Origin of the sequence: Mesorhizobium sp. J428, assembly GCF_024699925.1 — a bacterium.
In the GTDB taxonomy this organism is placed as follows: Bacteria; Pseudomonadota; Alphaproteobacteria; order Rhizobiales; family Rhizobiaceae; genus Mesorhizobium_A.
On sequence record NZ_JAJOMX010000001.1, the window covers coordinates 1,611,430 to 1,636,418 of the forward strand.

Here is a 24,989-nt window from a genome sequence, read left to right on the forward strand (position 1 = left end):
TGTACATGGCTCTCGTCCACCCTAGACAGTTGCCACGGCTGAGGCCGGCAATCGAAACAGGTGTCATCATGAAAAGAACATTCGCAATGGCCGCCGCGCTCGCGGCGCTGCTGGCGACGGGCGCGGCGCAGGCCGCCGACCATCAGGTGCAGATGCTCAACAAGGGCGAAAAGGGAACGATGGTCTTCCAGCCCGACCTCATCATCGCCCAGCCGGGCGACACGGTCACGTTCGTCCCGACCGACAAGTCGCACGACGTACAGAGCATCAAGGACATGATCCCGGAAGGGGCGACCCCTTTCAAGGGCAAGCCGAACGAGCAGGTCACCATCACGGTCGACAAGGAAGGCGTCTACGGCGTCAAGTGCCTGCCGCACTATCCGATGGGAATGGTGGCGCTGATCGTGGTCGGCAAGCCGGTCAATCTCGAACAGGCCAAGGCCGTGAAGCAGACGGGCATGGCGAAGAAGCGCTTCGAGGCCCTGTTCGCGGAAGTGCCGGCGAACTGATAGCAGGCGCGGCGGGCAGGCGCTACGTCCCCGCCGCGAACCGCTCGCGCAAGGTGCGGCGCAGCACCTTGCCGTAGGCGTTCTTCGGCAGCTCTTCGAGGAAGAAGACGTGCTTCGGTTTCTTGAAGCGCGCGAGGTGGTCGCGGCAGAAATCGAGCACGGCCGCCTCGGTCATGCCCGCTTCCGTCACCAGAGCGACGGCGACCGACTCGCCCCATTCACTGTCGGGCAGGCCGAAGGCGATGACCTCGCGCACGGCCGGATGCGCGGCCAGCACGTCCTCGACCTCCTTGGGATAGATGTTCGTGCCGCCGGAGATGATCGTGTCGTGGCGCCGGTCGAGCACGCGCAGACGGCCGCCTGAATCGAAATGGCCGACGTCGCCGGTGTGCAGCCAGCCGCCCTTCAGCGCCTTCGCGGTCGCGTCCGAATTGCGCCAGTAACCCTTCATCACGACGTCGCCGCGCACGCAGATTTCGCCGTCGCCGCCGGGCGGGACATCGCGGTCGTTCTCGTCGAGAATGCGCACCTCCACGCCGCTGCGGACATAGCCGGCGGACACCAGCGTCTCGTCGTCGGCGCCGAGATGCGCGGCGCCCGGCAGGTAGGCAATCGTCATCGGCGACTCCCCCTGCCCGTAGAGCTGGTGGAAGATCGGGCCGAAGCGCGCGACGGCCGCGCGGATATGTTCGAGATGGATCGTCGCGCCGCCATAGATGACGCCGCGCAGGGAGCCGATGTCATTGCGCGGCGCGGCCTCCAGGAAACGCACGATCATGGTCGGCGCGACGAAGGCGATGGCGGTGATCCCTTCCCGCGCGATCGTGTCGAACACTTCGTCCGGGCGGAAGTTGGCCCGGTCGTATACGATGTTGAGCGCGCCGCGCGCCAGCGACGGGATGAGATAGAGGCCGCTGCCATGCGACAGCGGCGCGACATGCAGCACGCGGTCGCTCTCGACGAAGGCGAAGACATCGGCGAGGCAATTGACCGAGGCGGCGACGAGGTTGCGGTGCGAGAGCGTCGCGCCCTTCGGTTTGCCCGTCGTGCCGGACGTGTAGAAGATCCAGGCCGCCTCGTCGGGATCGACCTCGGCGGGGGCCGAGGCCAGGGCGGCTGGCCGCGGCATTGAAAAGTCCTCGATCGCGACGATCCGGGGCTTTTCCTCTCCCTCGAGAGCTGCGTCGAGGGCATCGACATGTTCCAGATGCGTGAAGATCAGCTTCGGCCCGGCATCGCCCGCGATCCAGGCGACCTCGCGGGGATGCAGCTTCGCATTGGTGGGCACGACGACGAGCCCCGCCCGCATGATCGCCATCAGCAGGACGGGGAACTCGAAGCCGTTCTTCAGGAAGACGAGCACGCGGTCGCCGCGCACACAACCCTGTGTCGCCAGCCAGTCGCCGAACGCGGCGCAGGTGAGGTCGAACTCGCCATATGTAAGCTTTTCCTTACCATAGGATATGGCAGTCTCGTCCTTTCGGCGACGAATGGCGTCGGCGAGCATCGAATAGACGTTCATGTGACTTCACCTCTCCTCCCAGGCGACCGCCGCGCGGGGTCGCTCCGCGCGAGGCAGCCTGACTATTCCTCGCGAAGGGCGGATGCGCAACGTGCGGGATCGGCAGCCGTGGGGCGGCGAGCAGGCCACGGAGCCCACCCGCCTTCCGAGCGTCAGCTCTGCCGTGTCAGCACGCGGTTGCGCAGGATGCCGATGCCCTCGACCTCCAGTTCCACCACGTCGCCGTGCTTAAGGAACTTCATGTGCTCGAGGCCGCAGCCGTTGCCGACCGTGCCCGAGCCGAAGAACTCTCCGGGATAGATCGTCTCCGAGCGCGAGATATGCGCGATCAGGTCCTCGAACTTCCAGTGCATGGTGGACGTGCTGCCGCGGCCCCATTCCTCGCCGTTGACGCGGCAGATCATGGTGAGGTTGTACGGGTCCTTCAGTTCGTCGGCGGTGACGAGGCAGGGGCCCATGGCATTGCCGTAGTCGAAGTCCTTGCCTTTGGCCGGGCCGAGCTGGCCGCCCATCTCCTGCGTCTGCGCGTCGCGGGCGGAGAAGTCGTTGAAGATCGTGTAGCCGTAGATGTGCTCGCGCGCCTTGTCCCTGGGGATGTCGACGCCCTTTGTGCTGACGTAGAAGCCGAACTCCAACTCGAAATCCATCAGCGTGGAATAGCTCGGCCAGAGCACGTCCTGCTCCGTGCCGATGACCGAGAAGCGGTTGGCCTTGTAGTAGATCGGCTGCTCGTAGAAGGTCTTGGGGATCGCGAAGATGCCCTTTTCCTCGAACTCCTTCATCGCCGCCTCGGGGTCCGGCGTTGCGTTGGCGCGGACGCGGCGAACCGCGTTGAACGACTGCTTGAGATGCGTCTCGAAGCAGAGGCAGTCGCGCATCTGGATCGGGTACCGGCACGGGCGCGAGCAGCCGCATGTCCTTGCGGGCGAAGGCGCCGCTCTTGCCGGCCTTCTTCACCGTCTTTTTCGCCAGGTCGAGGCCTTCCTCGCCGGCCTCGATGAGGGCCTGCACCGAGGCAAAGGCCGGGTAGCTCCTGCCGAACGCCTCCTTGTGTGCGTCGGCGAGATCGACGATCTGGCGATCGCCGTCAACGAGCGCGCCGGCACGCGGCTTGCCCTTCCTTTGATATGTCACGAGCTTCATCGGTCTCCTCCCGTTGGTCGTCGTGCCGGGTTTTGTGCGCCGGCTATGTCTGCGGTTTGGGAACGCGGCTGTAGAGCAGCGCCGCCTTCATCAGCGCGACGAGATGCGTCGCGGTGGTCAGCTCGTCCTCCGGGTCGCAGCGTCCGCCCGACAGCCGGCTAATGCGCCCGGTGTCGGCCATGGTGTAGACCATGACCCCGAGCATGGCCTGGTAGCCCCAGTTGATCTCCTCGATCGTGCGGTCGGGCATCGCCTGCTGCAGCGCCTCGATCACCTTGTAGGCGATCGGGTCGAAGAACTCGGCGACGACCTTGCGGTGGTGCGACTTGGGGTCGGAAACTTCCCGCGCCAGGATGCGGGCGTAGCTGGAATTCTTCTCCGTGCTGCGCATGTGCAGGTTCGGCACGAGCACGGCCTTGACGATCATCTCGACCTTGCGGTCCTGCTCCGGTTCCATCTCGGCAAGCCGGAGGCCGGCGATACGCTGGTCGATGATCATCGGCGCGCGCATTTCGAAGATGGCGCGGTAGAGGCCTTCCTTGCTGCCGAAATGGTAGTTGATCAGCGCGACGGGCACATCGGCGTGCAGCGCGATCTGGCGCACCGAGACGCCGTCGAACCCGTGATCGGCGAACTCCGCCTCGGCAGCATGCAGGATCCGCATGCGCGTCGACGCAGAGTTCCGCTGGGTTGCCTCGACGGCGACAACCTTCTGTTCCGGCTCTGTTTTCTGCGACTTCGACATAGCTTTCCGCACGGCTTTCGGCCGCCCCTCCACGTGTTATTGAACGAGATATCAAAGTTCTTGTCAACTTGTTCAAATGCCGATACGGTTTCCCAATCGAGCAGACGGCGGGGAGAGAGCCGTCCGCTCCGAACAGGGAGGATTTGCATGTATCGCACCATACTGACGGGCGGCGTGGCCGCCATCGCGCTCGCCGTCGCCTCGGCGCCCGCCTTCTCGCAGGAAACGATCAACCTCACCGCAGCGACGGGGCACCCCGAAGTGTTCCTGTGGGTGAAGCACATCAAGGAAACCTTCATTCCCACCGTCAATGCCGAGCTCGCCAAGACCGGCAAGGTGAAGATCAACTGGACCGAGGGCTATGGCGGCACGATCGTCAAGCTCGGCTCCGAGGTCGAGGCCTTCCAGCAGGGCATCATCGACGTCGGCCAGATGAGCGGCGTGTTCAATCCGGCCACGATGGGCCTGCTGAACCTGACCTACGCGATGCCCTTCGGCCCGCCCGACGCGCGCGGCGTCACCGCCGCCGTCGAGAAGGCGCTGATGGAGACCGAAGGCGCGCTGCAGAAACTGGAGGAGGCGACCGGCGTCGTCTACATCGGCGGCGGCATCGCCATCGACGACTACAACATCGCCTCCACCAAGGCGCTGACCAAGATCGCCGACATGAACGGCGTCAAGCTCGGCGGTGCCGGCCCGAACCTCGCCTGGCTCGCCGGCACCGGGGCGGTCGGCGTGCAGGGCAGCTACGTCACCTTCTACAACGACATCAAGACCGGCGTACGACGGCAATATCGGCTGGATGACGGCCAATGTGCCGGCCAAGCTCTACGAGGTCGCGCCCAACTGGAACCAAACCCATTTCGGCGCGATGTATATCGGCGGCATGGGCGTGTCGAAGATGCAATGGGACACGTTCTCGGACGAGACCAAGGCCGCGTTCCGCACCGCCGCCATCGCCTACACGAAAGCTTATTTCGACGAACAGGAAGCCCGATACGAGGCGGCCAAGAAGACCCTGGTCGACGCGGGCGGCAAGATCGTCGAGTTCGACGCCGCCGAGCGCAGCAGCTGGATCAAGGGATTGCCGAACCCGACGGCTGCCTGGGCAAAGGCAGCGGAGGCGCGCGGCGAGCCGGCGAAGAAGGTGCTCGAGGCCTACCGCGACAACCTGAAGGCGGCGGGCTTCACCTTCGAGCGCGACTACCTCGCCGAATGACGTAACCGCCCGGCCCCAGGCGGGCCGGGCGTTTCACCAGAGGAACATCGAGATGGCTGACGAGGCCGCAATTCCGCGCGACGACGCGCCACCTCCTCGCATGCCCGGCGGGCCGTTCGCCCGCGTAATCGGCGTCATGAACGCCGTGGGCACGCTCTGGATTATCCTGCTGATGGTCCTGATCAATTCCGACATCGTCGGGCGCAGCTTCTTCCATCATCCGATCGCCGGAGTGCCGGAGCTCGTGGCCTTCTCGATCGTCGGCATCGTGTTCCTGCAGCTCGCCCACACATTGCGCTCCGGCGCCATGACGCGCTCCGACGTTCTGCTGAACGTCCTGGAACACCGCGCCCCGCGCGCCCGCCTCACGCTCCTGTCGATCTTCCATCTCGTCGGCGGGCTGCTGATGCTGATGATCGCCTGGAAATACTGGCCGAGCGTGGTCGCGGCGTGGCTACACCCCGAACGCAACTTCATGGGCAATCCGGGGTTCTTCACCATCCCGCAATGGCCCCTCTTCGTCCTCGTCTTCCTCGGCATTGCGGCGACCGCCATCCAGTTCCTGCTCCTGTCCTGGAATGACCTCCGTTCCGCCCGGGAGATTGCGCCATGAGCGGCGTCGGCATCGCCTTCCTCTCCATCGCCGCCATGCTGGTCCTGATCTATTCAGGCATGCATGTCGCCATCGCGCTGATCCTGCTCTCCTTCTGCGGCGTGTGGATCCTGCGCGGCAATTTCGACATCGCCTCCAACATGCTGGTCCTCGCCTTCAAGGACTCGATCAGCGACTATCTCTTCGGCGTCGTGCCGCTGTTCGTCCTGATGGGCCTGCTCGTCGCCGTCGCCGGCATCGGCCGCGATACGTTCGAGGTCGCGGCGCAGGTCTTCCGCCGCGTTCTCGGCGGGCTCGGCATCGCGACGGTCGCGGCGAACGCGGTCTTCGCCGCGATCACCGGCATCTCCATTGCGTCCGCCGCCGTGTTCACCAAGGTCGCGGTGCCGGAGATGATCCGCCACGGCTACACGGCGCGTTTCGCGGTCGGGGTGGTGGCGGGCTCCTCGGTGCTCGGCATGCTGATCCCGCCGAGCCTGCTCTTCATCCTCTACGGCGTGCTCACCGAGCAGTCGGTCGGCTCGCTGTTCATCGCCGGCGTCATCCCAGGCGTCCTGCTGTCGCTGATCTACTGCGCCGGCATCTTCGCGATGGGCCGCTGGTGGCCCTCCTTCATCGGCGGGCGCAAAGCCGACAGCTACGACACCGCGAACGACATGAGCCTCGGCGAGATGGCCAACAAGCTGGCGCCGATCGTGATCCTGGTCGCCCTGGTGCTCGGCGGCATCTACGGCGGCTTCTTCACGCCGACCGAGGCGGGGGCCGCCGGCGCGCTGGGCGCGCTGCTGATCTCGCTCGCCAAGCGGCGGCTCACCTGGGCGAGCTTCTGGCAGGTGCTGGTGCAGACCGGGCACACGACCTCGTCGATCTGCTTCCTGATCGTCGGCGCGAGTCTCTATTCGCGCATGCTGGCAATGTCGGGGATGCCGGGCTGGCTCGGCTCGTGGGTGGTCGATTCCGGCATGGGCGTCACCGGCATCATCATCGCGCTGATGGTGGTGATCATCCTGCTCGGCACGATCCTCGACTCCGCCTCGATCATGCTCCTGACGCTGCCGATCGCCATCCCGATCCTGACCGGGATGCAGGTCGACCTGGTCTGGCTCGGCGTCCTCGTCGTGCTCGCCGTCGAGATCGGCCTGCTCACGCCGCCCTTCGGCATCGCCGTCTTCGTCGTGAAGGCGACATTGGGACCCGACTGCCAGGTCACGCTCAACGACATCTTCGCGGGCGCCTTCCCCTTTGCGGTGATGATGTTCCTCGTCCTGCTGCTCGTCTTCCTGTTCCCGTGGCTCGCCACGGCCCTCATCTAGGAGAAAAAACAATGGCCAAATGGCAGTTCACCAAAGGCATGCACGACCTCGGCGGCGGGTGCTACGCCTACCTCCTCCCGGACGGCAGCTGGGGCTGGTCGAATGCCGGCCTGATCGTGGACGGCGATGCAACGCTAATGGTCGACACGCTGTTCGACCTAAAGCTCACCGCCGAGATGCTGGAGACATATCGCGCCTCGATTCCGGCCGCGAAATCAATCGACGTGCTGGTCAATACGCATGCCGACGGCGACCATACCTTCGGCAACCAGCTGGTCGAAGGCGCGCGCATCATCGGCACGCAGGGGACGGTCAGCGACTTCGCCCGCTTTGACCCCGCCATCGTGCAGAACATCTGCCTCAACGCGGAGCAATTCGGCAGCGCCGGCGTCTTCATGCGCGAATGCTTTCGGCCGTTCGACTTTTCCGGGATCACGCTCACGCCGCCGACGGAAACCTTCTCCGGCACGCTCGACCTCATGGTCGGCTCCAAGAAGGTCCAGCTCATCGAGGTCGGGCCGTCGCATTCGCTGGGCGACGCGCTGATCTACGTGCCGGACGACAAGGTGCTCTACACCGGCGATATCCTATTCACCGGAGGCACGCCGATCGCGTGGTACGGGCCGGTCAATCGCTGGATCGACGTCTGCGACCGGGTGCTGGACATGGATGTCGAAACGATCGTGGCCGGCCATGGCCCGATCTCGACCAAGGACGACGTCCGCGAGATGCGGGACTACCTGCAGCATGTGAGCGATGAGGCGCGGCCGCTCTGGGAACAGGGCATGGACTATCTCGAAGCGTCGCGACAAGATCGACCTCGGCAAATACAGGGACCGGGAGGACGCCGAGCGGGTGGTGGTCACCGTGCAGACGCTGTTCGACGACTTTACCGCTGCGCCGGAACGGCCGGTGCGAGCGCCCATCCCCTATTTCGCGGAGATGAAGGGCTTCCGGCACCATCTCGGCCGCGGCCCGGTGCATGAGGCCTACTGCAAGGCCTGCGGCATCGAACAGGGCTTCCGCGCACGCGAGGCGAAATAGCCCTGCGGAAGCTCAGCCGCGCGGGAACGCGTGGGTGCGCAGGACGGCGATGCGGCCGTGGTCGCCCTTCGCCACCTTCGTTTCCGGCGGCACGTCGAGCTCCACCAGGGAGCCGTCGGACAGGGCTGCCAGGAGACGCCGGCCGTCGGGCCGGTCGATGACGCGCGAGACCACGGCCGGGATCGAGCCGGCCGTATTCCATTCCAGGTCGGCGGGACGGACGAAGATCTCGACCGATCCGTCCTGGACGCCGGGAAGCTCGATGACGCCTCCGGCCACCTGGGCCCTTCCATCCGACGCGACGGCTTCGAGCCGGTGCGCATCGCCGAGGAAGCGCGTGACGAAGGGCGAGTTGGGCTGCCGGCAGACCTCTTCCGGCGTGCCCTGCTGGACGATCTTTCCCTGGTCGAGGATGACGACGCGGTCGGCAAGGTCGAGCGCCTCTTCCTGGTCGTGCGTGACGAAGAGCGTGGTGATGCCGAGCTCGTCGTGGATCTCGCGCAGCCAGCGGCGCAGGTCGCGCCGCACATTGGCGTCGAGCGCGCCGAACGGCTCGTCGAGCAGCAGCACCTTCGGATCGACGGCGAGCGCACGCGCAAGCGCCACGCGCTGGCGCTGGCCGCCGGAAATCTGCGACGGGAACCGGTTGCCGAGGCCGGAAAGCTTCACGAGAACCAGGAGGTCGTTCACGCGGGCCTCGATCTCGGCGGCGCTGCGCTTGCGCTTCGAGACCTTCATGCCGAAGGCAATGTTCTCGGCCACGGTCATGTGCGGGAAGAGAGCGTAGTGCTGGAACACGAAGCCGACGCCGCGATCGCGCACCGGTATGTCGGTGGCGTCCTGCTCGCCGAACAGGATGCGGCCGCCATCGGCATATTCGAGGCCGGCGACCATGCGCAGGATCGTCGTCTTGCCCGAGCCGGACGGGCCGAGCAGCGCGACCAGTTCGCCGCTGCCGATCTCGAGTGAGACGCCGTGCACGGCACGAAACGTGTCGAAGGTCTTCACCACATTGTCGAGCGTGATCTTCATGCCTTCGCTCCCTGTTCGGCGGCGACGGGACCGGCCAGCGCAGGGCGCCCGACCCGGCCGGCGCCCCGGCGTTCGAGAATGACCTTGGCCACGATCGTGACGAGCGCGAGCGCGGTCAGGATGGACGCTGCCGCAAACGCGCCCGCCGTCTGGTAGTCGTGATAAAGCAGCTCGATATGCAGCGGCAGCGTGTTGGTCTGGCCGCGGATGTTGCCGGAGACGACCGAGACCGCGCCGAACTCGCCCATGACACGGGCATTGCACAGCACCACGCCGTAGAGCAGCGCCCAGCGGATATTGGGCAGCGTCACGGAGAAGAAGGTGCGCCAGCCCGACGCGCCGAGCGACGTGGCGGCCTCCTCGAGGTCGCGCCCCTGCGCCTGCATGAGCGGGATGAGCTCGCGCGCGACGAAGGGCGCGGTGACGAACATCGAGGCAAGCACGATGCCCGGCAGAGCGAACAGGATCTTGACGTCGGCCGCCTCCAGCGCCGGGCCGAACAGGCCCTGCAGACCATAGACGAAGAGATAGGCGACGCCGGCCACGATGGGCGAAATCGAGAAGGGGATCTCGATGATGACGATCAGAAGTCGCTTGCCGGGGAAGTCGAACTTGGTGATCGCCCACGCGGCCGCGACGCCGAAGGCCGTGTTGACCGGAACCGCGATCAGCGCCGTTACGACCGTGAGCATGATCGCATGCTGCGTGTCGGGATGCGTGATGGTGGCCGCGTAAGCCGACCAGCCGGCGGAGAAGGCCTGGACGAAGATCACCACCAGTGGGGCCAGCACCAGAAACGCACCGACCACCAGCACGAAGCCGATCAGGCCGCGGCGGACGGCGGGGCTGTCGCCGATGCGCGGCGGCTTCCTTCGGGAGGTCACGGCGCTCACGTCACGACCTCTGCGTATAGCGCAGGGCGCGCGACTGGAGGAAATTGGTCACGGCGAGCATGACGAAGGCGGCGATGAGCATGACCGACGCGATCGCGGCGGCCGCCTGGTAGTCGTATTCCTCCAGCCGGATGAAGGCGAGCAGCGCGGTGATCTCGGTCTCGAACGGCTGGTTGCCGGCGATGAAGATGATGGCGCCGAACTCGCCGAGGCTGCGGGCGAAGGCGAGCGACACGCCCGCAAGCAGCGCGGGTGTCAGCAGCGGCAGGATCACCCGCCGGAAGATCTCGCCATCCGTTCCGCCGAGCGACTGCGCCGCTTCCTCCAGCGCCGGATCGAGATCCTCGAGCACCGGCTGCACCGTGCGCACGATGAAAGGGAGGCTGGTAAACGCCATCGCGATCATGATGCCCAGCGGCGTGTAGGCGACCTGCACGCCGATGCGGTCGAAGACGAAGCCGAACCAGCCGCCGGGCGCGAACAGAGTGGTGAGCGCGATGCCGGCGACCGCCGTCGGCAGTGCGAAGGGCAGGTCGACGATCGCGTCGACGAGCCGCTTGCCGGGAAAGGAGTAACGGACCAGCACCCAGGCAAGCGCGACGCCGAAGACGACGTTGAAGGCGGTGGCGGCGGCGGCCGACAGCACCGTCACGCGGTAGCTCGCCACGGCGCGGCCGGAGGAGATGATGCGCCAGTAGTCCTCAAACCCGAGGCTGCCCGCCTTCACGACCAGCGCGCCGAGCGGCAGCAGCACGATCAGTCCCACATAGAAGAGGGTGATGCCGAGCGACAGGTGGAACCCGGGCAGAACGCTTCGTCTCAAACCAGATATCCTGAACAGGAAAAGGGCCGGCGGAGATGTAGCCGCCGGCCCGCAATTGCGAAACCTATAATTCAGCGTTCGCCGTAGATCTGGTCGAGCAGGCCGCCGGAGGCGAAATGCTCTTCCTGAACCTTGGCCCAGCCGCCGAAAACGTCGTCTACCGTCACAAGCCGGATTTCGGGGAACTGATCCTTGAACTTGCCGGCGACGGCCTCGTCGTTGACGCGGTGCCCCCTCTCGGCGGCGATCGTCTGTCCCTCCGGTGAATAGAGGAAGTCCAGATAGGTCTTCGCGAGGTCGCGGGTGCCGTGCTTGTCGACAACCCTGTCGACGATGGCGACTGGGAACTCCGCCAGCAGGCTGACCGAAGGAACGACCAGGTCGAACTTGTCCTCGCCGAATTCCTTGGCGATGCCGCGGGTCTCCGCCTCGAAGGTGATCAGCACGTCGCCGATATTGCGCTCGACAAAGGTCGTGGTCGCGGCGCGGCCACCGGTGTCGAACACCGGGACGTTGGCGAAGATCTTCTTGACGAAATCGGTGACCTGAGCCTGATCGTTGCCGAACTTCTCCTTCGCGTAGGCCGTCGCGGCGAGATAGGTATAGCGCGCATTGCCGGAGGTCTTCGGATTGGGGAAGATGACCTTCACGTCGTCGCGGACGAGGTCGCCCCAGTCCTTGATCCCCTTGGGATTGCCTTCACGCACGAGGAAGGACGGCATCGAATAGAAGGGGGAGGACTGGTTGGGGAAATCGGCCTGCCAGTCGTCGGACACGAAGCCGTTCTTCACCAGGAAATCGATGTCGGTCACCTGGTTGAAGGTGACGACGTCGGCTTCCAGACCTTCGACGATCGCACGGGCCTGCTTCGACGTTCCGGCGTGCGACTGGTCGATCGTCACTCCAGGATGTTTGGCGACGAAAGCCTCGTTCACCTGCGCGAAGAGCTCACGCGCGATGTCGTAGGACGCGTTGAGGAGCTTGTTGGGCTCCTGCGCGGCCGCGGGAGAAAGCAGAAGCGCGAGCGCGGCGCCGACAAGGAGAAGTCTTTTCATCTGTTGCCATCCGACTGAGAGAGTGTGGCCGGAAAATAGCCGAGCCGCGCGAGAAGCCGGAGAGACACCACGCTAAGTTATATTCGACGGCAGAACATTCTTCCTCAAAACAGGGATGTAATGAGATTTGTTTTTCAAAATCCCAAGCCGCCGTGGCCGGGATGGAAAGACATGCCATCGAACGGCGCATTCGCGATACGTTATGCTCACTACATGGCGGCGCGATAATACGCCTTACGCCCTCTTGCCCCAGCCGCCGCCATTGGCGGTGTGGATCAGGATCTCGTCGCCCGGCATGATCACGCAGCCGCTGACGAAGGAGTAGTCCTCGCGACCGCCGTCCCTGCGGACCACGGAGATGCCGTTGGTGTCGCCATCGGCGCCGCCGGCCGAGCCCCAGACAGGAATGCGATGCCGGCTGTAGCCGGCCGACAGCACCGCCGGCGCACGTGGCTGCAGCGACGCCGACAGGCCGCGCCCTCCCTTGTGCAGGCTGGTTTCGTCGGTGATCTCGTTCAGCCTGCGATAGCCGACGTCGATCCCATACCGCGCCTCACAGATTTCGACCGGACAGTTGAACGTGTCGCCATGGCCGGTCGAATACATCGCATCGAGCCCGTCACGCGTTGCCGTCGCGCCCCAGCCGCCCATCTGCGGCTCGACCATTGTGTAGCGGCGGCCGGTGTCGGGATGGAGACCCGCCAGCACGGTTCCGCAGATCGAGGCGAAATGGCCGGCCGGCAGCTTGTCGGGCTGCAGTTCCGCCATGCGACGGCAGAGCATGTCGTAGAGCCGCATCCGCGTCTCGAAATAGTAGCCATGCGGCGCCGTTCCGCGGACATCGAAGATCATCCGGGCTCGGTGATGACTTCAAGCGGGCGGAACGAGCCCGAATTGGCGAACAGCGTCGGGTCGGTCAGCCCCTTGAACAGCGTCTGGCAGACGATCACCGCGCCATCGCGCGCGGTGTTGTAGGGCGCGGCGCGCTGCTCCGGATTGCCCCGCAGATCGACCGTGAACGTCTCGTCGGTAATCGTGACCGTCGCGTGCCAGACCGCACCGTCATCCTGCTCTTCCTCGACGGTGAACGTCCCCTTCGGCAAGGCTTTCAGCCCGGCCCGTGCACGCCGCTCGCCTTCGACGAACAGCGCCTCAATCGCCCCGTGGTAGGCATCGGCGCCATAGGTCTCGATCAGTTGCTTGATGCGCTGCTCCGCCTTGCGGCCAGCGGCAACCTGCGACCAGAGATCACCTTCGACGAACTCCGGCAGGCGGGAATTGACCATGATTATGTCGAACACCGAGCGGATCGGCTGACCGTTCTCGAACAGCTTTACCGCGGGCAGGCGCAGGCCTTCCTGGAACACTTCGGTGACGTCGACTGCCATCGATCCCGGCGTCTTGCCGCCGACGTCGTTCCAGTGCCCGACCGAAGCGGCCCAGGCCACGCAGATGCCGTCGGCGAACACGGGCTGAGCCACGATGACATCGTTGAGATGGGTCACCCCGCCATAGGCCGGGTCGTTGGTGATGTAGCAGTCGCCGTCGCGGATGTTGTCGAGCCCGTACAGCTCGATGATCCGGTAGACCGCCTTGTCGAGCATGCCGATGAAGCTCGGTATGCCGGCGCCCGAACTGACCAGGTGGCCGTGGCGATCCATCACCCCGGTGCCCACGTCGAGCACCTCATAGATGATCGGGCTCATCGCGGTCTTCTTCAGGACCGCGAACATCTCGTCGGCGGCCGCAACCAGGCCGGACTGGATGACCGATGTGGTGATCGGGTCGACGACTGGGAGAGTTGCCATGGTCTTCAGTCCTTCACAGGCCGGTTTCGATGACGACCTTGCCGTGCGCGGTGCGTGGCTGGCTGAGATAGTCGAACGCCTCGATGTATTTCTCCATCGGATAGACCCGGTCGATCGACGGCTTCAGTCGCCCGGCCGCCAGCATCTCGTAGACGAAGGCTTTGCCGCGCTCGCACATCAGTGGATCCTCGACATAGTTGAACAGCGAATAGGGATGGAAGACCGCGTTCTTCTGGAACATGTCGACGAAGGGCAGCGGCGGCCAGACGGTGTCCAGCGTGCCGTAGAAGTAGATGCGCGCGTTCTTCGCCAGCGCGGGCGCATATTGGGCGATCAGGCCGCCGCCGACCGGATCGAAGGCCATGTTCACGCCCTTGCCGCCGGTGATGTCGCGGATGCGCGCGGCGAGGTCTTCCTTGCCGGTGACGATGACATGGCCTGCGCCCATCGAGCGCAGGGTACTCCTCGTTTTCGGCGAAGCGAGTGGTGCCGATCATCGTCGCGCCGAGCAGGCGGCCGATCTCCAGCGAGGCCGCACCCGCCGTGCTGGTCGCCGCGGTCACGAGCACATGGCTGCCCGGCCCGACCGGCGTGACCTTCGCGAGCGGATAGTAGGCGGTGAGATACTGCATCCAGATCGAGGCGCACTCGACCGCCGACAGGTTCGGCGGCGCCTTGGCGACGTAGCGCGCATCGATCACCATCGATTCCGTGCTGGCGCCGCGGTTGTTGTAGAAATAGGGCAGCGTGGATACCCGTTCGCCGATCGACAAGCCTTCCACGCCCGGCCCGATGGCATCAATGATGCCCGCCGCCTCGATGCCGACGCGCGCGGGGAAACGCGGGAAGCTGAAGGAATAGTTGTCCTTCATCAGGTCCATGTCGCCCCAGTTCAGCGCGAAGGCTTCGACCTTTAGCCGGACTTCGCCCGCGCCGGGTTCCTCGAACGGCTCCTCGCCGAGGCGAAGACCCCGATAACCGGAATAGCCGTGGATGTGCCAGGCACGGGGCATCGGGTGTCCTTCCGCAAAGTCCGCTCAGACCTGCACGACGTGAAGGTCGCGCGGCAGGTCGGACAGGATCTCGGGGCCGTCGGCGCGCAGGATGACGATCTCCTCAAGCCGGATGCCGAAGCGGCCGGGGAGATAGATGCCGGGCTCGATGGAGAATACCATGCCCTCCTCCAGCACCGCCTCCGAGGTGGCCGTGATGTAGGGCGGCTCGTGGCCGTCGATGCCCAACCCATGGCCGGTGCGGTGGACGAAGAACTCGCCATAGCCGGCATCCGCGATCACGTTGCGCGCCGCCGCGTCGACCTCCTTGGCGAGCACGCCGGGCTTCGCCGCCTTCAGCGCCGCCTGCACGGCCTTCTCGACGATGCCGTGGATCTGGCCATAGCCTTCCGGCGGCTGGCCGATGACCGCCATGCGAGTGATGTCGCTCGGGAAGCCGCCCTTGCGGCCGCCGATGTCGATGACGATCGCGTCGCCCTCGGCAAGCTTGCGCTCGCCCGTCTGGTGGTGCGGGAAGGCGCCGTTGGGCCCGCCGCCGACGATCCAGAAGGCGGGCGTCGCCCCCTCCGAGGCAAAGTGGTCGCGGATGATCGCGGCGAGTTCCTTCTCCGTGATGCCCGGCTTGACGGAGGAGAACGCCTTCTGCATCGCGCGGTCGGCGATCAAGGCGTTCATCTTCAGCGCCTTGTATTCGGTGGCGTCCTTGCGCATGCGCAGCGCTCCGATTGTTTCGGGCGTGAAGGCATGCGCCGCATCCGGCAGCGCGCCGAGCAGCAGCAGCGCGAAGTCGGCGCGCATCGTCTCGTCGAGCGCGACCTTCTTCGCCGAAGCGGCCCCCACATCGGCAAGCGCGGCGGTCAGTGCCGCGTCAGGACCTTCGGCGTCGGCCCAGGTGTGGAACGCGATGTCGGTGGATTCGCGCGTTCCCTCGGCATTGAGCACAGGCATGAGGAACGCCTCGCGCTCCGGGCCGACCAGAAGCAGGCAGGGCCGCTCGTCGGGATGGGGATGGAAGCCGAGCAGCCAGTCCATGTGCGAGCCCGGGGCCACGGCGACAAGGTCCGTGCCGGTTGCCTTCATCCGCCCGCGCAAGGCGGCGAGCCTCCCCTTGGTGTCGACGGTCATGGGTGAATGTCTCCTTGGATTCTAGTTCTCATGGCTTGCGCCCCCTCCACCGCCTTCGGCGGTTCCCCTCCCCCGCATCGCAGGGGAGGATTTGCGGTGCCGCTTGCACGCCCTGATCCTCCCCCGTTCACGGGGGGAGGGGACCACGCGAAGCGTGGTGGAGGGGGCGCTAAACAAACCTCACGCCGCCCTGCGCGCCGGCTGCAGCGGCTCCGCCGGAACGACGATGCGGTTGCCGAAGATCTCGCCGTCGTCGAAGCCGCCGAAGCGCGCGATTTCTTCCTCGGGCGGGGCCTCGGACGACCAGCGCCGGCTCGGCTTCCAGCCGCAATCGTGCTTCAGCACCGCGGCATATTCCGCCCGCTTGAGCGCTGCGATGGACGGGTCGATCACCGGCACGCCGAGCGCCTTCTCGACGTCACGGTAGAAGCCGACCTCCAGCGTGCAACCGAGGATGAGCGCCTCGGCGAACTCCTCCTCCACCGCCTTGCGCCCTGCCGCGATCAGCCGGCGCTCCGTCTCGGCGTGGTCCTTCTGGAAGTCGTCGACGCCGAGCTCGACATGATAGAAGCCGGACAGGCGGTGCTCGTGGCCGTGCTCACGCACGGTCGAATGCATCTGGTGCACCCATTTGCGCCGGCCGACGATGACGCCGAAGCGGTTCGACAGGCTTGCCGCGATCTCGCAGGAGGCGACGCAGGGCGCGGTCACGACCATGTCGCCCGAAACCTCGCGCGCATCGTGCAGCGCCGTGTCGTAGAAGCAGCCGATCGCAAGGGCGTCGAAACCCTCCTTCGCCGCCGCGCGGGCGGCGCGGACGATGCCGCGCGTGACGATCGCCTCATAAGAGCGGAACTCGATATGGGTGAAGCCACCGGTCGATGGCGGCAGCGAGGCGATGTGCACCTCGGTCTGCGGCAGCTTGTGCTGCCGCGCCATTTCGGCGAACACATGGTCGTAGCCGGACGTTCCGACCGGGTTGAGATACATGATCTTGAGCGGTCTGTCGGTCATGATGAAGTCTCCTCTTCTTCGAAACGCTGCAAACGCCCCCTCGCCCGCCCGGACTCCCCGCCCGGGCAGCAGACATGTCCTGGTCAGGCCTCGTAGCCGTAGACCTCCCGCGCCCGCTCGGGCGTGATCAGGCCGTTCTTCAGGTCTTCCGCGACCAGCTTGCGGTCGCGCTCCTTCGGATTGCCGATGCCGCCGCCATTGCCGGTGACGACGCGGATCACGTCGTCGGTATGCGTGGTCAGACCCGACACGAAGGCGTAGCGCTGGTCCGTTCCGTCCTTGCCGAGGTAGCGGACATAATTGCCCGTGCCCTCATTGCCGCCGTCGAGCGCCCAGGCGGGGAACTTCGAACGGGTGTAGCCCACGGTTAGGAAGCCGTTGTCGCCGCGGATGCGATAGTCCATGACGATGCCGCGCCCGCCGCGATACTTGCCCTCGCCGCCCGGCTCCATGTTGAGCTCCATGCGGTCGACATAGAGGCCGTTGCGCGCCTCGTTGATCTCGGCCGGGCAGTTGTAGGTCTCGCCATGGAAGCCGCAGAAGATGGCGCTGTTGCCGTCGCCGGTGCGGCTGCCGCCCCAGCCGCCGATCTGCGGCTCGATGATGGTGTATTGCCGGCCCGTGTCCGGATGGATGCCGCCGATGAAGGTTCCGCAGACGGAGGCGAAGTGGCCCGCTGCGAGCCGGTCCGGCATGTGTTGCGCCAGGCAGCGCCACATGATGTCACACGCGCAACTCGATCTCGTAATAGAAGCCGATCGGCGCCGGCTCCTTCGCCTCGAATACCGACCCCGGCCGCGTCAGCAGGCGGATCGGGCGGAACGAGCCTTCGTTCGCCGCCGAATAGGGATCGGTCAGCGACTTGAAGATCATCTGCGCCGACACCATCACGCCGTCGCGACTCGTGTTGACCGGATTCTTCGACTGGTCGGGATTGTCGCGCAGGTCGACGACGAACTCGGTGTCGGAGATGGTGATCTTGACGTTGAAGATGCGGCCGTCGTCCTGCTCCTCGGAGAGCTCGAACGTGCCCTTGGGCAGTTTCTCCAGCTCCTTGAGCGACACCTGCTCGCCGAAGTCCATGAAGGAGGTCATGGCGTTCTCGAAGGTCTCGACCCCGTATTTCTCGGCGATCTCGACCAGCCGCTTCGCGCCGATGCGCACCGAGGCGATCGCCGCCCAGACGTCGCCTTCCAGCACGTCGGGCATGCGGGAATTGACCGTGATGATGTCCATCACCGAACGGATTGCTTCGCCCTTCGAGATGATCTTGATGGCCGGCAGGCGCAGGCCTTCCTGGAAGATCTCGGTGGCTTCGCCGGTGAGCGAGCCGGGCGCCATGCCGCCGACATCGGAATTGTGCGCGATGTTGGCGGTCCAGGCGATGATGCGCCCGCCGGCGAACACCGGCATCATGACAATGATGTCGTTCAGATGCGTGACGCCGCCGTAGTACGGATCGTTGGTGGCGAAGACGTCGCCCGGCTCGATGTCGCCTGGCTTGTCGAACTTCGCCACGACCACCTTCACCGCCTTGTCGAGCACGCCGACGAAGGCCGGGATGCCGGCACCGGAGGATGCGAGCGCGCCCTTGGCATCGGTTATGCCGGTACCCATGTCGAGCACCTCGTAGATGATCGAGCTCATCGCTGTCTTCTTCATGACGGCGAACATCTCGTCGGCGGTCGCCTGCAGCGAGTTCTGGATGATCTCCAGCGTGATTGGGTCGTTGACCTTGGTCGTCATCTTGGCCTCCTCACGCCAGCTTGATGTGGATGTTGCCGTAGCCGTCGATCTCGACGGCATTTTCCGGATGGATAACGACGGTGGTGCCCGGATCCTCCACGATCGCCGGGCCGGCGAAGGTCATGCCCGGCTCGAGCTTCGTGCCGTCGTAGATGGCCGCCCTCTTCACGCCCTCCAGCGCGTAGTCGACGTCGCGGTGGCCCTTCAGCGCGACGTCCGCCTTGGCGCCGGTCGGCTCGCGCTTCTTCATGGTGAGCTTGCCGACCTCCGCCGAGGCGACCAGATGGATGCCGACCATCTCGACCGGCGCGTCGAGACGGTAGGTGTATTCGCGCTCGTAGGTCTCGTGGAACGCCTTCTCGATGTCCGACAGGCCACCATCGGTGATCCTGCCGCCCTCGATGAGGACCTCGGTCGTGTGCTCCTGGTTCTGGTAGCGGAACTTGCCGTAGCGCAGGAACCGGATCTTGGAAGGGTCGACGCCCTCGGCCGCGAACTGGGCGCGCGCCCGGTCCTCGCTCTCGGCGAACACCGCCTCGATGCTCTCGGCAGCACCTTTCTTCAGGTCAGCGAGCTTGGTGACGAAGTAGTCGCGGCGCAGGTCCGACATCATCATGCCCCAGGCCGAGAAGACCGAGGCGCCGGCCGGCACCACGACCTTCTTGACGCCGAGTTCCATGCCGAGCGCCACGCCATGCATCGCCCCGCCGCCGCCGAACACAACGAGGGTGAAGTCGCGCGGGTCGTGGCCACGGTTGAGCGAGACCAGCTTCAGCGCATTGACCATATTGTTGTTGGCGATGCGGATGATGCCGCGCGCCGCCTCGTCCACGGACACGCCGAGCCGGCCGGCGACCTCTGCGAGCGCCGCTTCCGTCGCCTTCATGTCGGCGATCACCTCGCCGCCGCAGAAATAGTCGCGGTTGATACGGCCGAGCCAGAGATTGGCATCCGTCGTCGTCGCCTTGGTGCCGCCACGCCCGTAGGCTGCGGGTCCAGGCATCGCGCCGGCCGACTGCGGGCCGACGTGCAGCTTGCCGAAATCGTCCACCCACGCGATCGAGCCGCCGCCATTGCCGATCTCGACCAGGTCGACCACCGGGACCATGATCGGATAGCCGGCCGACGTGCGGTCGCGCTCGATCCAATAGTCGGTCTTGATCTTGACCTCGCCATCCTCGATCAGCGAGCACTTGGCCGTCGTGCCGCCGATGTCGAGCGCCAGCACGTTGGGCTCGCCGATCAGCTTGCCGAGCTCCGCCGCACCCCAGAAGCCGGAAGCGGGGCCGGACTCGACCATCGTGATCGGGATCTTCGAGACCGACTCCAGCGAGTCCACGCCGCAGTTGGACTGCATGATGTAGGGGCTGCCCTTGAGCCCCTGTTCCTTGAGACCGCCGGCGAGGCGGGACAGGTAGCGCTCCGCCGTCGGCTGGACATAGGCAGAGAGCATACGGCGGTGTTGGAACGCTCGTATTCGCGCCATTCGCGGGTGATCTGGTGCGAGGCGACGACCGAGACCTCCGGCCAAAGCTTCTTCACCGCATCGATCGCGGCTTGCTCGTGGGACACGTTGGCGTAGGAATGCAGGAAGCAGATCGCGATCGCCTGCACGCCCTCGGCCTTGAAGTCGTCGAGGATCGCCTGCAGGCCGGACAGGTCGAGCGGCTTCAGCTCCTCGCCCTTGTAGGACATGCGCCCCGGCAGCTCACGACGCAGGTAGCGCGGCACGAAGGGCTTCGGCTTCTCATAGTGGAGGTTGAAGAAGTCGGGGCGGTTGCCGCGGGCGATCTCCAGCGTGTCGCGGAAGCCTTCGGTGGTGATCAGCCCGACCTTGACGCCCTTGCGCTCGGTCAGCGCGTTGATGACCACCGTCGTGCCGTGGGCGAGGAAGTCGACCTCCTTCGGATCGACGCCGCCCTTGGCGAGCACGTTGAGCACGCCCTGCTCGAAATTGGGCGGCGTGGTGTCGGATTTGGCGGTGACGATGCGCGACTCGCCGGTCTTGTGGTTCGTCTCGAAGCAGACGAGGTCGGTGAAGGTGCCGCCGACATCAGTCGCGACCCGGATCGTGGTTTCGGCCATCACTCGGCTCCCTTGGCATCGAGTTCGTTGAGCAGCAGGCAGACCGCGCCGGGCAGCTTCAGCGCCTCGGCGGCCTGGACGCGCTCCGGCGTGTAGAAGCCCGCCTCGTGCAGGCAGTTGATCGTGCCCTTCACCTCGCCGGCGACGATGATCGGCACGTTGATGACGCTTTCGCAGCCAAGCGACTTGATCAGCTCGTGGTCGTAGAAGACGTTCGCGATGTCCTCGATCGTGTTGGCGACGAAGGTGCGCTTTTCCTTGATCACCTGCCGCGACCAGTCGGTCTCGTTGGCAGGCTTGGTGCCTGAGACCGGATAGGCATCCGGCATGTTGGAGTAGATGCGCCCGGCCATGCCAGTGCGGGAATCGTGCGTCATCACGGTGAAGAGCTTCACGCCAACCACGTCGCGGGTGAGCTCGCACAGGGCGTCGAAGGCCTCCGTCGGCCCGTGTCCCTTGGCCAGCGCGGTCGTGAAGGCCGAGTAGTCAGGCATTTCCATTGGTGTCCTCCATGATTTTTTGGCGCAGGGCCGCCTCGGCCGCCGTGACGACAGGAACCGCGGCGATCAGCCGGCGCGTATAGGGATGCGAGGGAGCCTCGAAGATCGAGGTGGTGGTGCCGATCTCGACGAGTCGGCCCTTTTCGAACACGGCGACGCGATCGGCGATGTTGCGCACCACCGAGAGGTCGTGGGTGATGAAGAGATAGGTCAGGCCGCGGCTCTGCCTGAGTTCCGATAGGAGTTTCAGCACGCGCGCCTGCACCAGCACGTCGAGTGCCGAGGTCGGCTCGTCCAGCACGACCAGTTCCGACTGGCAGGCGAGCGCGCGCGCAATCGCCACGCGCTGGCGCTGGCCGCCGGAGAGGGCCGCCGGCGAGCGCATGCGAAAATCGGCGGGCAACCCGACCTCTTCCAGCAGCTGGCCGGTGCGCTCTGCGCGGGCTGCACGTTCGCCGATGCCGTGCACGTCGAGCGCCAGCCTCAGCGAGGCGCCGATCGTGCGTCGCGGATTGAGCGAGGAAAGCGGGTTCTGCTGCACGAGCTGGATGGCACGGCGATGCGCGAGGTCGCGCCGAGCGGGAAGCGCGGCACCCTTGAAGGCGATCTCGCCCAGCGTCTGCGGATAGATGCCGAGGATCATGTTGGCGATGGTCGACTTGCCCGACCCGCTCTCGCCGACCACGGCGAGGCATTCGCCCTGCGCGACGTCGAAGGAGACATCGTCCACGGCCTTCACCTCGCGGCCGGCGACGTGGAAGGTCTTGGAGACGGAGCGCAGCGACAGGAGAGGCTGGGTCATGATGCGCCCTCCGGCTCGCCATATCCCTCATGCACCACGGTCGGCGCGAAATATGCGTCCGACGCGTCGTCGATCTCCGGGATGCCCTCGCCGGTGATACGCGGCACCGCGGCGAGCAGTGCCTGGGTGTAGGGATGGCGAGGGTCCTCGAACAAAGCGGCGGCCGATCCCTGCTCGGCGATGCGGCCCTTGTAGATGACGTAGACGCGGTCGGCGAACTCGCGCACCACGCCGAGATTGTGCGAGATGAACAGCACCGAGGTGCCGTGCCGCTCGACCTGCTCGCGCATCAGCTTCAGCGTCTGCGCCTGCACGGTGACGTCGAGCGCCGTGCCCGGCTCGTCGGCGATCAGCAGCGACGGTTCGTTGGCCAGCGCCATCGCAATCATGACGCGCTGGTTCATGCCGCCCGAGAGCTGGAACGGATAGGATTCCAGAACGCGGGCCGGGTCCGGGATGGACACGTCGGCGAGCGCCTTTTCGGCGCGCATCTGCGCCTCCGCGACGGTGATCGCGGGGTTGGCCCGCCGCAGCACCTCGTGGAACTGGGTGAAGACGGGATAGACCGGATTGAGCGAGGAGGTCGGGTCCTGGAAGATCATCGACATCCGCGTGCCGCGCAGCGCATGGCGCTCGGCTTCGGAGAGCTTCGAGAGGTCGCGCCCCTCGAACTCGACCAGGCCGGAAAGGCGCGCCGACCGCAGCGACTGCAAGAGGCCGAGCACGATGCGGGCCGTGACCGACTTGCCGGAACCGCTCTCGCCGACGAGCGCGACGCGTTCGCCCTTGTTGATGTGCAGCGAGATGCCGTGCAGCACCTCGACCGTGCCGGACCAGCTCTTGAAGCCGAGCTTGAGATCGCGGATGCGCAGGGTGGGGGCGCTCATTGCTCGGCCCCCAGGATCTCGCGCAGCGCGTCGCCGATGAGATTGAAGCCGAACACCGCGACCAGGATCGCCAGGCCCGGGAACACGGTCAGCCACCAGGAGTCGGGCAGGTATTTCGCGCCTTCCGCGACCATCGAGCCGAGGTCGGGCGTGGGCGGCTGGACACCAAGGCCGAGGAAGGAGAGCGACGAGGCGATGAGGATGACGAAGCCGAAGTCGAGCGTCATCTTGGTCAGGATCGACGGCACGCAGTTCGGCAGGATCTCGCGGAACATCACATGCAGCTTCGACGCGCCGATGATCTCGGCGGCGAGCACATAGCCCTCTTCCTTCTCGGAGCGCGCGAGGTTGTAGACCAGCCGCGTGTACCAGGGCCACCACATGGCGGTGACCGCGATCATGCCGTTGGTGAGCGTCGGCTCCAGCAGGCCCATCATCGACATGGCCAGCACCAGCGGCGGGATCGACAGGAAGACGTCGGTGATGCGCATCAGGACGTATTCGGTCCAGCCGCCGAGATAGCCGGCGAAGAGGCCGATCGCGACGCCGATGGGAACCGCGATGGCGAGCACCACCACGCCGAGGATCAGCGAGATGCGGTAGGCGTAGAGGATGCGCGAGAACAGGTCGCGGCCGACGAGATCGGTGCCGAAGATGTAGGGCCACTCCGGCGGCTTGTTGAAGTTGGCGAAGTCGACCACCGCGCCACGGTGCAACGGAAACGGCGCGATGAAATCCGCGAACACCGCCGACAGCACGACCAACGCCACGAGGATCAGGCCGAGCAGCGACAGCGGGTTGCGCAGCAGGACGGCGAGGGTGCGCTTCATGGGCGACCCTCCACGGCTGAGCTGGAGACGCCGGCGCCACGCCGGATGACCGCGACACGCCCCCTCCACCGCCTTCGGCGGTCCCCCTCCCCCGTAAACGGGGGAGGATCGGAGCGCGGCCGCGACGCCGCCATATCCTCCCCTGCGAAGCGGGGGAGGGGACCATGCGAAGCATGGTGGAGGGGGCGCCAACGATTCCCACCTTCATGACGCCCTCTGCGAATAACGGATGCGCGGATTGATGAAGGCAATCAGCAGGTCGACGATCACGTTGACGATCAGGAACATTGCCGAGATGATCAGCACCGTTCCGACGATGGCGTTGAGGTCCTTGCGCAGGATCACCGCCACGCCGTAGCGCGACAGGCCCGGCCACGCGAACACCGCCTCGACCAGGAAGGCGTTGCCGAGCATCGCCGCGAAGTCGAGTCCGATGATCGTCATCGACGGGATGAGCGAGGGCTTGAACGCGTAGCGCCAGGCGATGCGCTTCTCCGGGAAGCCGTAGGATTTCGCCATCTCGATATAGGGCCGCTCGTAGGTCTCCACCATGTTGGAGCGCGTCAGCCGGGCGGCCTGCGCGATGCCCGACAAGGCGAGCGCGAAGGCGGGCAGGATGATGTGCCAGGCGGCATTGCCGAACGCCCTGACATTGCCGGCGAGCAGCGTGTCGATGAGCAGGAAGCCGGTCACCGGCGGCACGACGAAAGAATCCGCAATCCGGCCCGCGATCGGGAAGAGCGGAATGAAGAAGGCGAAGAGCAGCATGAAGATCACCGCCCAGACGAAGCTGGGGGCAGACACGCCGAGCAGCGTGACGATGCGCACCGAATGGTCGATCCACGACCCGCGATAGCGCGCCGACAGCACGCCGAGCGGCAGGCCGAATGCAACCATCATCAGGCCTGCGACGAAGACCAGCTCCAAAGTGGCCGGCAGGAATTCGGCGATGTCCCGCGTCACCGGGCGGTTGGTGTAGAGCGAGATGCCCAGGTCGCCGCGGGCGAGATCGGCGAGGAAGTAACCGTATTGCAGCACGAACGGATCATCGAGATGCAGCCGGTCGCGCAGCGCCGCGACGGCCTCCGCCGTGGCGTTGGGTCCGAGCGCGATGCGCGCAGGATCGCCGGGGATCACCCGAGCAATGGCGAAGATCAGGAGGGAGACGCCGACCAGCACGATCAACGATGTTCCCAGCCGCTTCGCGAGGAGGCGGAGGACAGGCGGCATGGCAGATCCGCTCGGTTGGAGGAAATCCCCGGCCGACG

26 protein-coding genes and 3 pseudogenes are annotated in these 24,989 nt (G+C 65.8%); 6 read left to right on the forward strand and 23 right to left on the reverse strand.

Annotation, left to right across the window (positions count from 1 at the left end; translation table 11 throughout):
* Nucleotides 1-68 precede the first annotated feature (68 nt).
* Nucleotides 69-509 (forward strand): pseudoazurin, encoded by a 441-nt coding sequence (locus LRS09_RS07985; RefSeq protein ID WP_257805236.1) that lies wholly within the window; start codon nucleotides 69-71, stop codon nucleotides 507-509.
* Between the two features lie 22 nt (nucleotides 510-531).
* On the opposite strand, the gene LRS09_RS07990 is transcribed toward LRS09_RS07985, so the two are convergent.
* The 4 genes from LRS09_RS07990 to LRS09_RS30235 all read right to left on the reverse strand — a co-directional run bounded on the left by LRS09_RS07990 (nucleotide 532) and on the right by LRS09_RS30235 (nucleotide 4,732).
* Nucleotides 532-2,031 carry a class I adenylate-forming enzyme family protein gene (locus tag LRS09_RS07990; protein WP_257805237.1) on the reverse strand — a complete coding sequence of 500 codons (1,500 nt, stop codon included), beginning with the start codon at nucleotides 2,029-2,031 and terminating at the stop codon, nucleotides 532-534.
* A gap of 152 nt (nucleotides 2,032-2,183) precedes the next feature.
* Complete coding sequence (locus LRS09_RS07995; RefSeq protein ID WP_257805238.1) at nucleotides 2,184-2,909, reverse strand: fumarylacetoacetate hydrolase family protein; 726 nt, start codon at nucleotides 2,907-2,909, stop codon at nucleotides 2,184-2,186.
* Nucleotides 2,910-3,217: 308 nt separating this feature from the next.
* Complete coding sequence (locus tag LRS09_RS08000; protein WP_257805239.1) at nucleotides 3,218-3,919, reverse strand: TetR/AcrR family transcriptional regulator; 702 nt, start codon at nucleotides 3,917-3,919, stop codon at nucleotides 3,218-3,220.
* 72 nt (nucleotides 3,920-3,991) lie between these two features.
* Nucleotides 3,992-4,732, reverse strand: a complete 741-nt coding sequence (locus LRS09_RS30235) for a hypothetical protein (protein WP_374684822.1) — start codon at nucleotides 4,730-4,732, stop codon at nucleotides 3,992-3,994.
* Between LRS09_RS30235 and LRS09_RS30240 the strand changes: the two genes are divergently transcribed.
* The 4 genes from LRS09_RS30240 to LRS09_RS08020 are packed head-to-tail and all read left to right on the forward strand — an operon-like array spanning nucleotide 4,722 to nucleotide 8,050.
* The gene (locus LRS09_RS30240) at nucleotides 4,722-5,138 is read left to right on the forward strand and encodes a hypothetical protein (RefSeq protein ID WP_374684823.1); all 417 of its coding nucleotides are present in this window, start codon (nucleotides 4,722-4,724) and stop codon (nucleotides 5,136-5,138) included. The genes LRS09_RS30235 and LRS09_RS30240 overlap by 11 nt on opposite strands.
* Nucleotides 5,139-5,190: 52 nt before the next feature.
* Entirely contained in the window at nucleotides 5,191-5,751 is a 561-nt protein-coding gene (locus LRS09_RS08010) for a TRAP transporter small permease subunit (protein ID WP_257805241.1), read from the forward strand.
* Nucleotides 5,748-7,064 (forward strand): TRAP transporter large permease, encoded by a 1,317-nt coding sequence (locus LRS09_RS08015; protein WP_257805242.1) that lies wholly within the window; start codon nucleotides 5,748-5,750, stop codon nucleotides 7,062-7,064. The genes LRS09_RS08010 and LRS09_RS08015 overlap by 4 nt, the downstream gene beginning before the upstream one ends.
* Before the next feature lie 11 nt (nucleotides 7,065-7,075).
* Nucleotides 7,076-8,050, forward strand: a complete 975-nt coding sequence (locus tag LRS09_RS08020) for an MBL fold metallo-hydrolase (RefSeq protein WP_257805243.1) — start codon at nucleotides 7,076-7,078, stop codon at nucleotides 8,048-8,050.
* Between the two features lie 70 nt (nucleotides 8,051-8,120).
* Here LRS09_RS08020 and LRS09_RS08025 read toward each other — a convergent pair whose 3' ends face one another.
* From LRS09_RS08025 to LRS09_RS08055, 7 genes and pseudogenes are all read right to left on the reverse strand, one after another.
* On the reverse strand, nucleotides 8,121-9,140 hold the full coding sequence (locus LRS09_RS08025) for a sulfate/molybdate ABC transporter ATP-binding protein (RefSeq protein WP_257805244.1): 1,020 nt from the start codon (nucleotides 9,138-9,140) through the stop codon (nucleotides 8,121-8,123).
* The gene (cysW, locus tag LRS09_RS08030; protein WP_257805245.1) at nucleotides 9,137-10,033 is read right to left on the reverse strand and encodes a sulfate ABC transporter permease subunit CysW; all 897 of its coding nucleotides are present in this window, start codon (nucleotides 10,031-10,033) and stop codon (nucleotides 9,137-9,139) included. Before cysW ends, LRS09_RS08025 begins: the two co-directional genes overlap by 4 nt.
* 1 nt (nucleotide 10,034) lies before the next feature.
* Entirely contained in the window at nucleotides 10,035-10,856 is an 822-nt protein-coding gene (gene cysT / locus LRS09_RS08035; protein WP_257805246.1) for a sulfate ABC transporter permease subunit CysT, read from the reverse strand.
* Nucleotides 10,857-10,927: 71 nt separating this feature from the next.
* The gene (locus LRS09_RS08040) at nucleotides 10,928-11,911 is read right to left on the reverse strand and encodes a sulfate ABC transporter substrate-binding protein (RefSeq protein WP_257805247.1); all 984 of its coding nucleotides are present in this window, start codon (nucleotides 11,909-11,911) and stop codon (nucleotides 10,928-10,930) included.
* Between the two features lie 234 nt (nucleotides 11,912-12,145).
* Complete coding sequence (locus LRS09_RS08045; protein ID WP_257805248.1) at nucleotides 12,146-12,763, reverse strand: hydantoinase B/oxoprolinase family protein; 618 nt, start codon at nucleotides 12,761-12,763, stop codon at nucleotides 12,146-12,148.
* Nucleotides 12,760-13,719: a hydantoinase B/oxoprolinase family protein gene (locus tag LRS09_RS08050; RefSeq protein WP_257805249.1), complete on the reverse strand. Its 960-nt coding sequence runs from the start codon at nucleotides 13,717-13,719 to the stop codon at nucleotides 12,760-12,762. Before LRS09_RS08050 ends, LRS09_RS08045 begins: the two co-directional genes overlap by 4 nt.
* A 13-nt stretch (nucleotides 13,720-13,732) precedes the next feature.
* Nucleotides 13,733-14,185: pseudogene (locus tag LRS09_RS08055) on the reverse strand (zinc-binding dehydrogenase); the annotation flags it as partial.
* A 20-nt stretch (nucleotides 14,186-14,205) separates the two neighbouring features.
* On the opposite strand from LRS09_RS08055, the gene LRS09_RS08060 reads away from it, so the two are divergent.
* Nucleotides 14,206-14,331, forward strand: a complete 126-nt coding sequence (locus LRS09_RS08060; RefSeq protein WP_257805250.1) for a hypothetical protein — start codon at nucleotides 14,206-14,208, stop codon at nucleotides 14,329-14,331.
* A gap of 68 nt (nucleotides 14,332-14,399) precedes the next feature.
* Here the strand turns inward: LRS09_RS08060 and LRS09_RS30245 are convergent.
* From LRS09_RS30245 to LRS09_RS08115, 12 genes and pseudogenes are all read right to left on the reverse strand, one after another.
* Nucleotides 14,400-14,732: pseudogene (locus LRS09_RS30245) on the reverse strand (alcohol dehydrogenase catalytic domain-containing protein); the annotation flags it as partial.
* A 24-nt stretch (nucleotides 14,733-14,756) separates the two neighbouring features.
* The gene (locus LRS09_RS08065) at nucleotides 14,757-15,857 is read right to left on the reverse strand and encodes a Xaa-Pro peptidase family protein (protein ID WP_257805251.1); all 1,101 of its coding nucleotides are present in this window, start codon (nucleotides 15,855-15,857) and stop codon (nucleotides 14,757-14,759) included.
* A gap of 180 nt (nucleotides 15,858-16,037) precedes the next feature.
* Nucleotides 16,038-16,871 carry an aspartate/glutamate racemase family protein gene (locus LRS09_RS08070; RefSeq protein ID WP_257805252.1) on the reverse strand — a complete coding sequence of 278 codons (834 nt, stop codon included), beginning with the start codon at nucleotides 16,869-16,871 and terminating at the stop codon, nucleotides 16,038-16,040.
* Nucleotides 16,872-16,954: 83 nt separating this feature from the next.
* Nucleotides 16,955-17,566 carry a hydantoinase B/oxoprolinase family protein gene (locus LRS09_RS08075; protein ID WP_257805253.1) on the reverse strand — a complete coding sequence of 204 codons (612 nt, stop codon included), beginning with the start codon at nucleotides 17,564-17,566 and terminating at the stop codon, nucleotides 16,955-16,957.
* Nucleotides 17,567-17,594: 28 nt separating this feature from the next.
* Nucleotides 17,595-18,617 (reverse strand): hydantoinase B/oxoprolinase family protein, encoded by a 1,023-nt coding sequence (locus LRS09_RS08080; RefSeq protein ID WP_257805254.1) that lies wholly within the window; start codon nucleotides 18,615-18,617, stop codon nucleotides 17,595-17,597.
* A 10-nt stretch (nucleotides 18,618-18,627) separates the two neighbouring features.
* Entirely contained in the window at nucleotides 18,628-20,070 is a 1,443-nt protein-coding gene (locus tag LRS09_RS08085; RefSeq protein WP_257805255.1) for a hydantoinase/oxoprolinase family protein, read from the reverse strand.
* Between the two features lie 140 nt (nucleotides 20,071-20,210).
* Nucleotides 20,211-20,702, reverse strand: a pseudogene (locus tag LRS09_RS08090) (hydantoinase/oxoprolinase N-terminal domain-containing protein); the annotation flags it as partial.
* Nucleotides 20,702-21,196, reverse strand: coding sequence for a GAF domain-containing protein (locus LRS09_RS08095; RefSeq protein ID WP_085467887.1), 495 nt, complete (start codon nucleotides 21,194-21,196; stop codon nucleotides 20,702-20,704). The gene LRS09_RS08095 and the pseudogene LRS09_RS08090, both read right to left, overlap by 1 nt.
* Nucleotides 21,189-22,004, reverse strand: coding sequence for an ATP-binding cassette domain-containing protein (locus LRS09_RS08100; RefSeq protein ID WP_257805256.1), 816 nt, complete (start codon nucleotides 22,002-22,004; stop codon nucleotides 21,189-21,191). Before LRS09_RS08100 ends, LRS09_RS08095 begins: the two co-directional genes overlap by 8 nt.
* Nucleotides 22,001-22,891 carry an ABC transporter ATP-binding protein gene (locus tag LRS09_RS08105; protein ID WP_257805257.1) on the reverse strand — a complete coding sequence of 297 codons (891 nt, stop codon included), beginning with the start codon at nucleotides 22,889-22,891 and terminating at the stop codon, nucleotides 22,001-22,003. The genes LRS09_RS08100 and LRS09_RS08105 overlap by 4 nt, the downstream gene beginning before the upstream one ends.
* Nucleotides 22,888-23,721 carry an ABC transporter permease gene (locus tag LRS09_RS08110; RefSeq protein WP_257805258.1) on the reverse strand — a complete coding sequence of 278 codons (834 nt, stop codon included), beginning with the start codon at nucleotides 23,719-23,721 and terminating at the stop codon, nucleotides 22,888-22,890. Before LRS09_RS08110 ends, LRS09_RS08105 begins: the two co-directional genes overlap by 4 nt.
* Before the next feature lie 204 nt (nucleotides 23,722-23,925).
* Complete coding sequence (locus tag LRS09_RS08115; protein WP_257805259.1) at nucleotides 23,926-24,951, reverse strand: ABC transporter permease; 1,026 nt, start codon at nucleotides 24,949-24,951, stop codon at nucleotides 23,926-23,928.
* Nucleotides 24,952-24,989 lie beyond the last annotated feature (38 nt).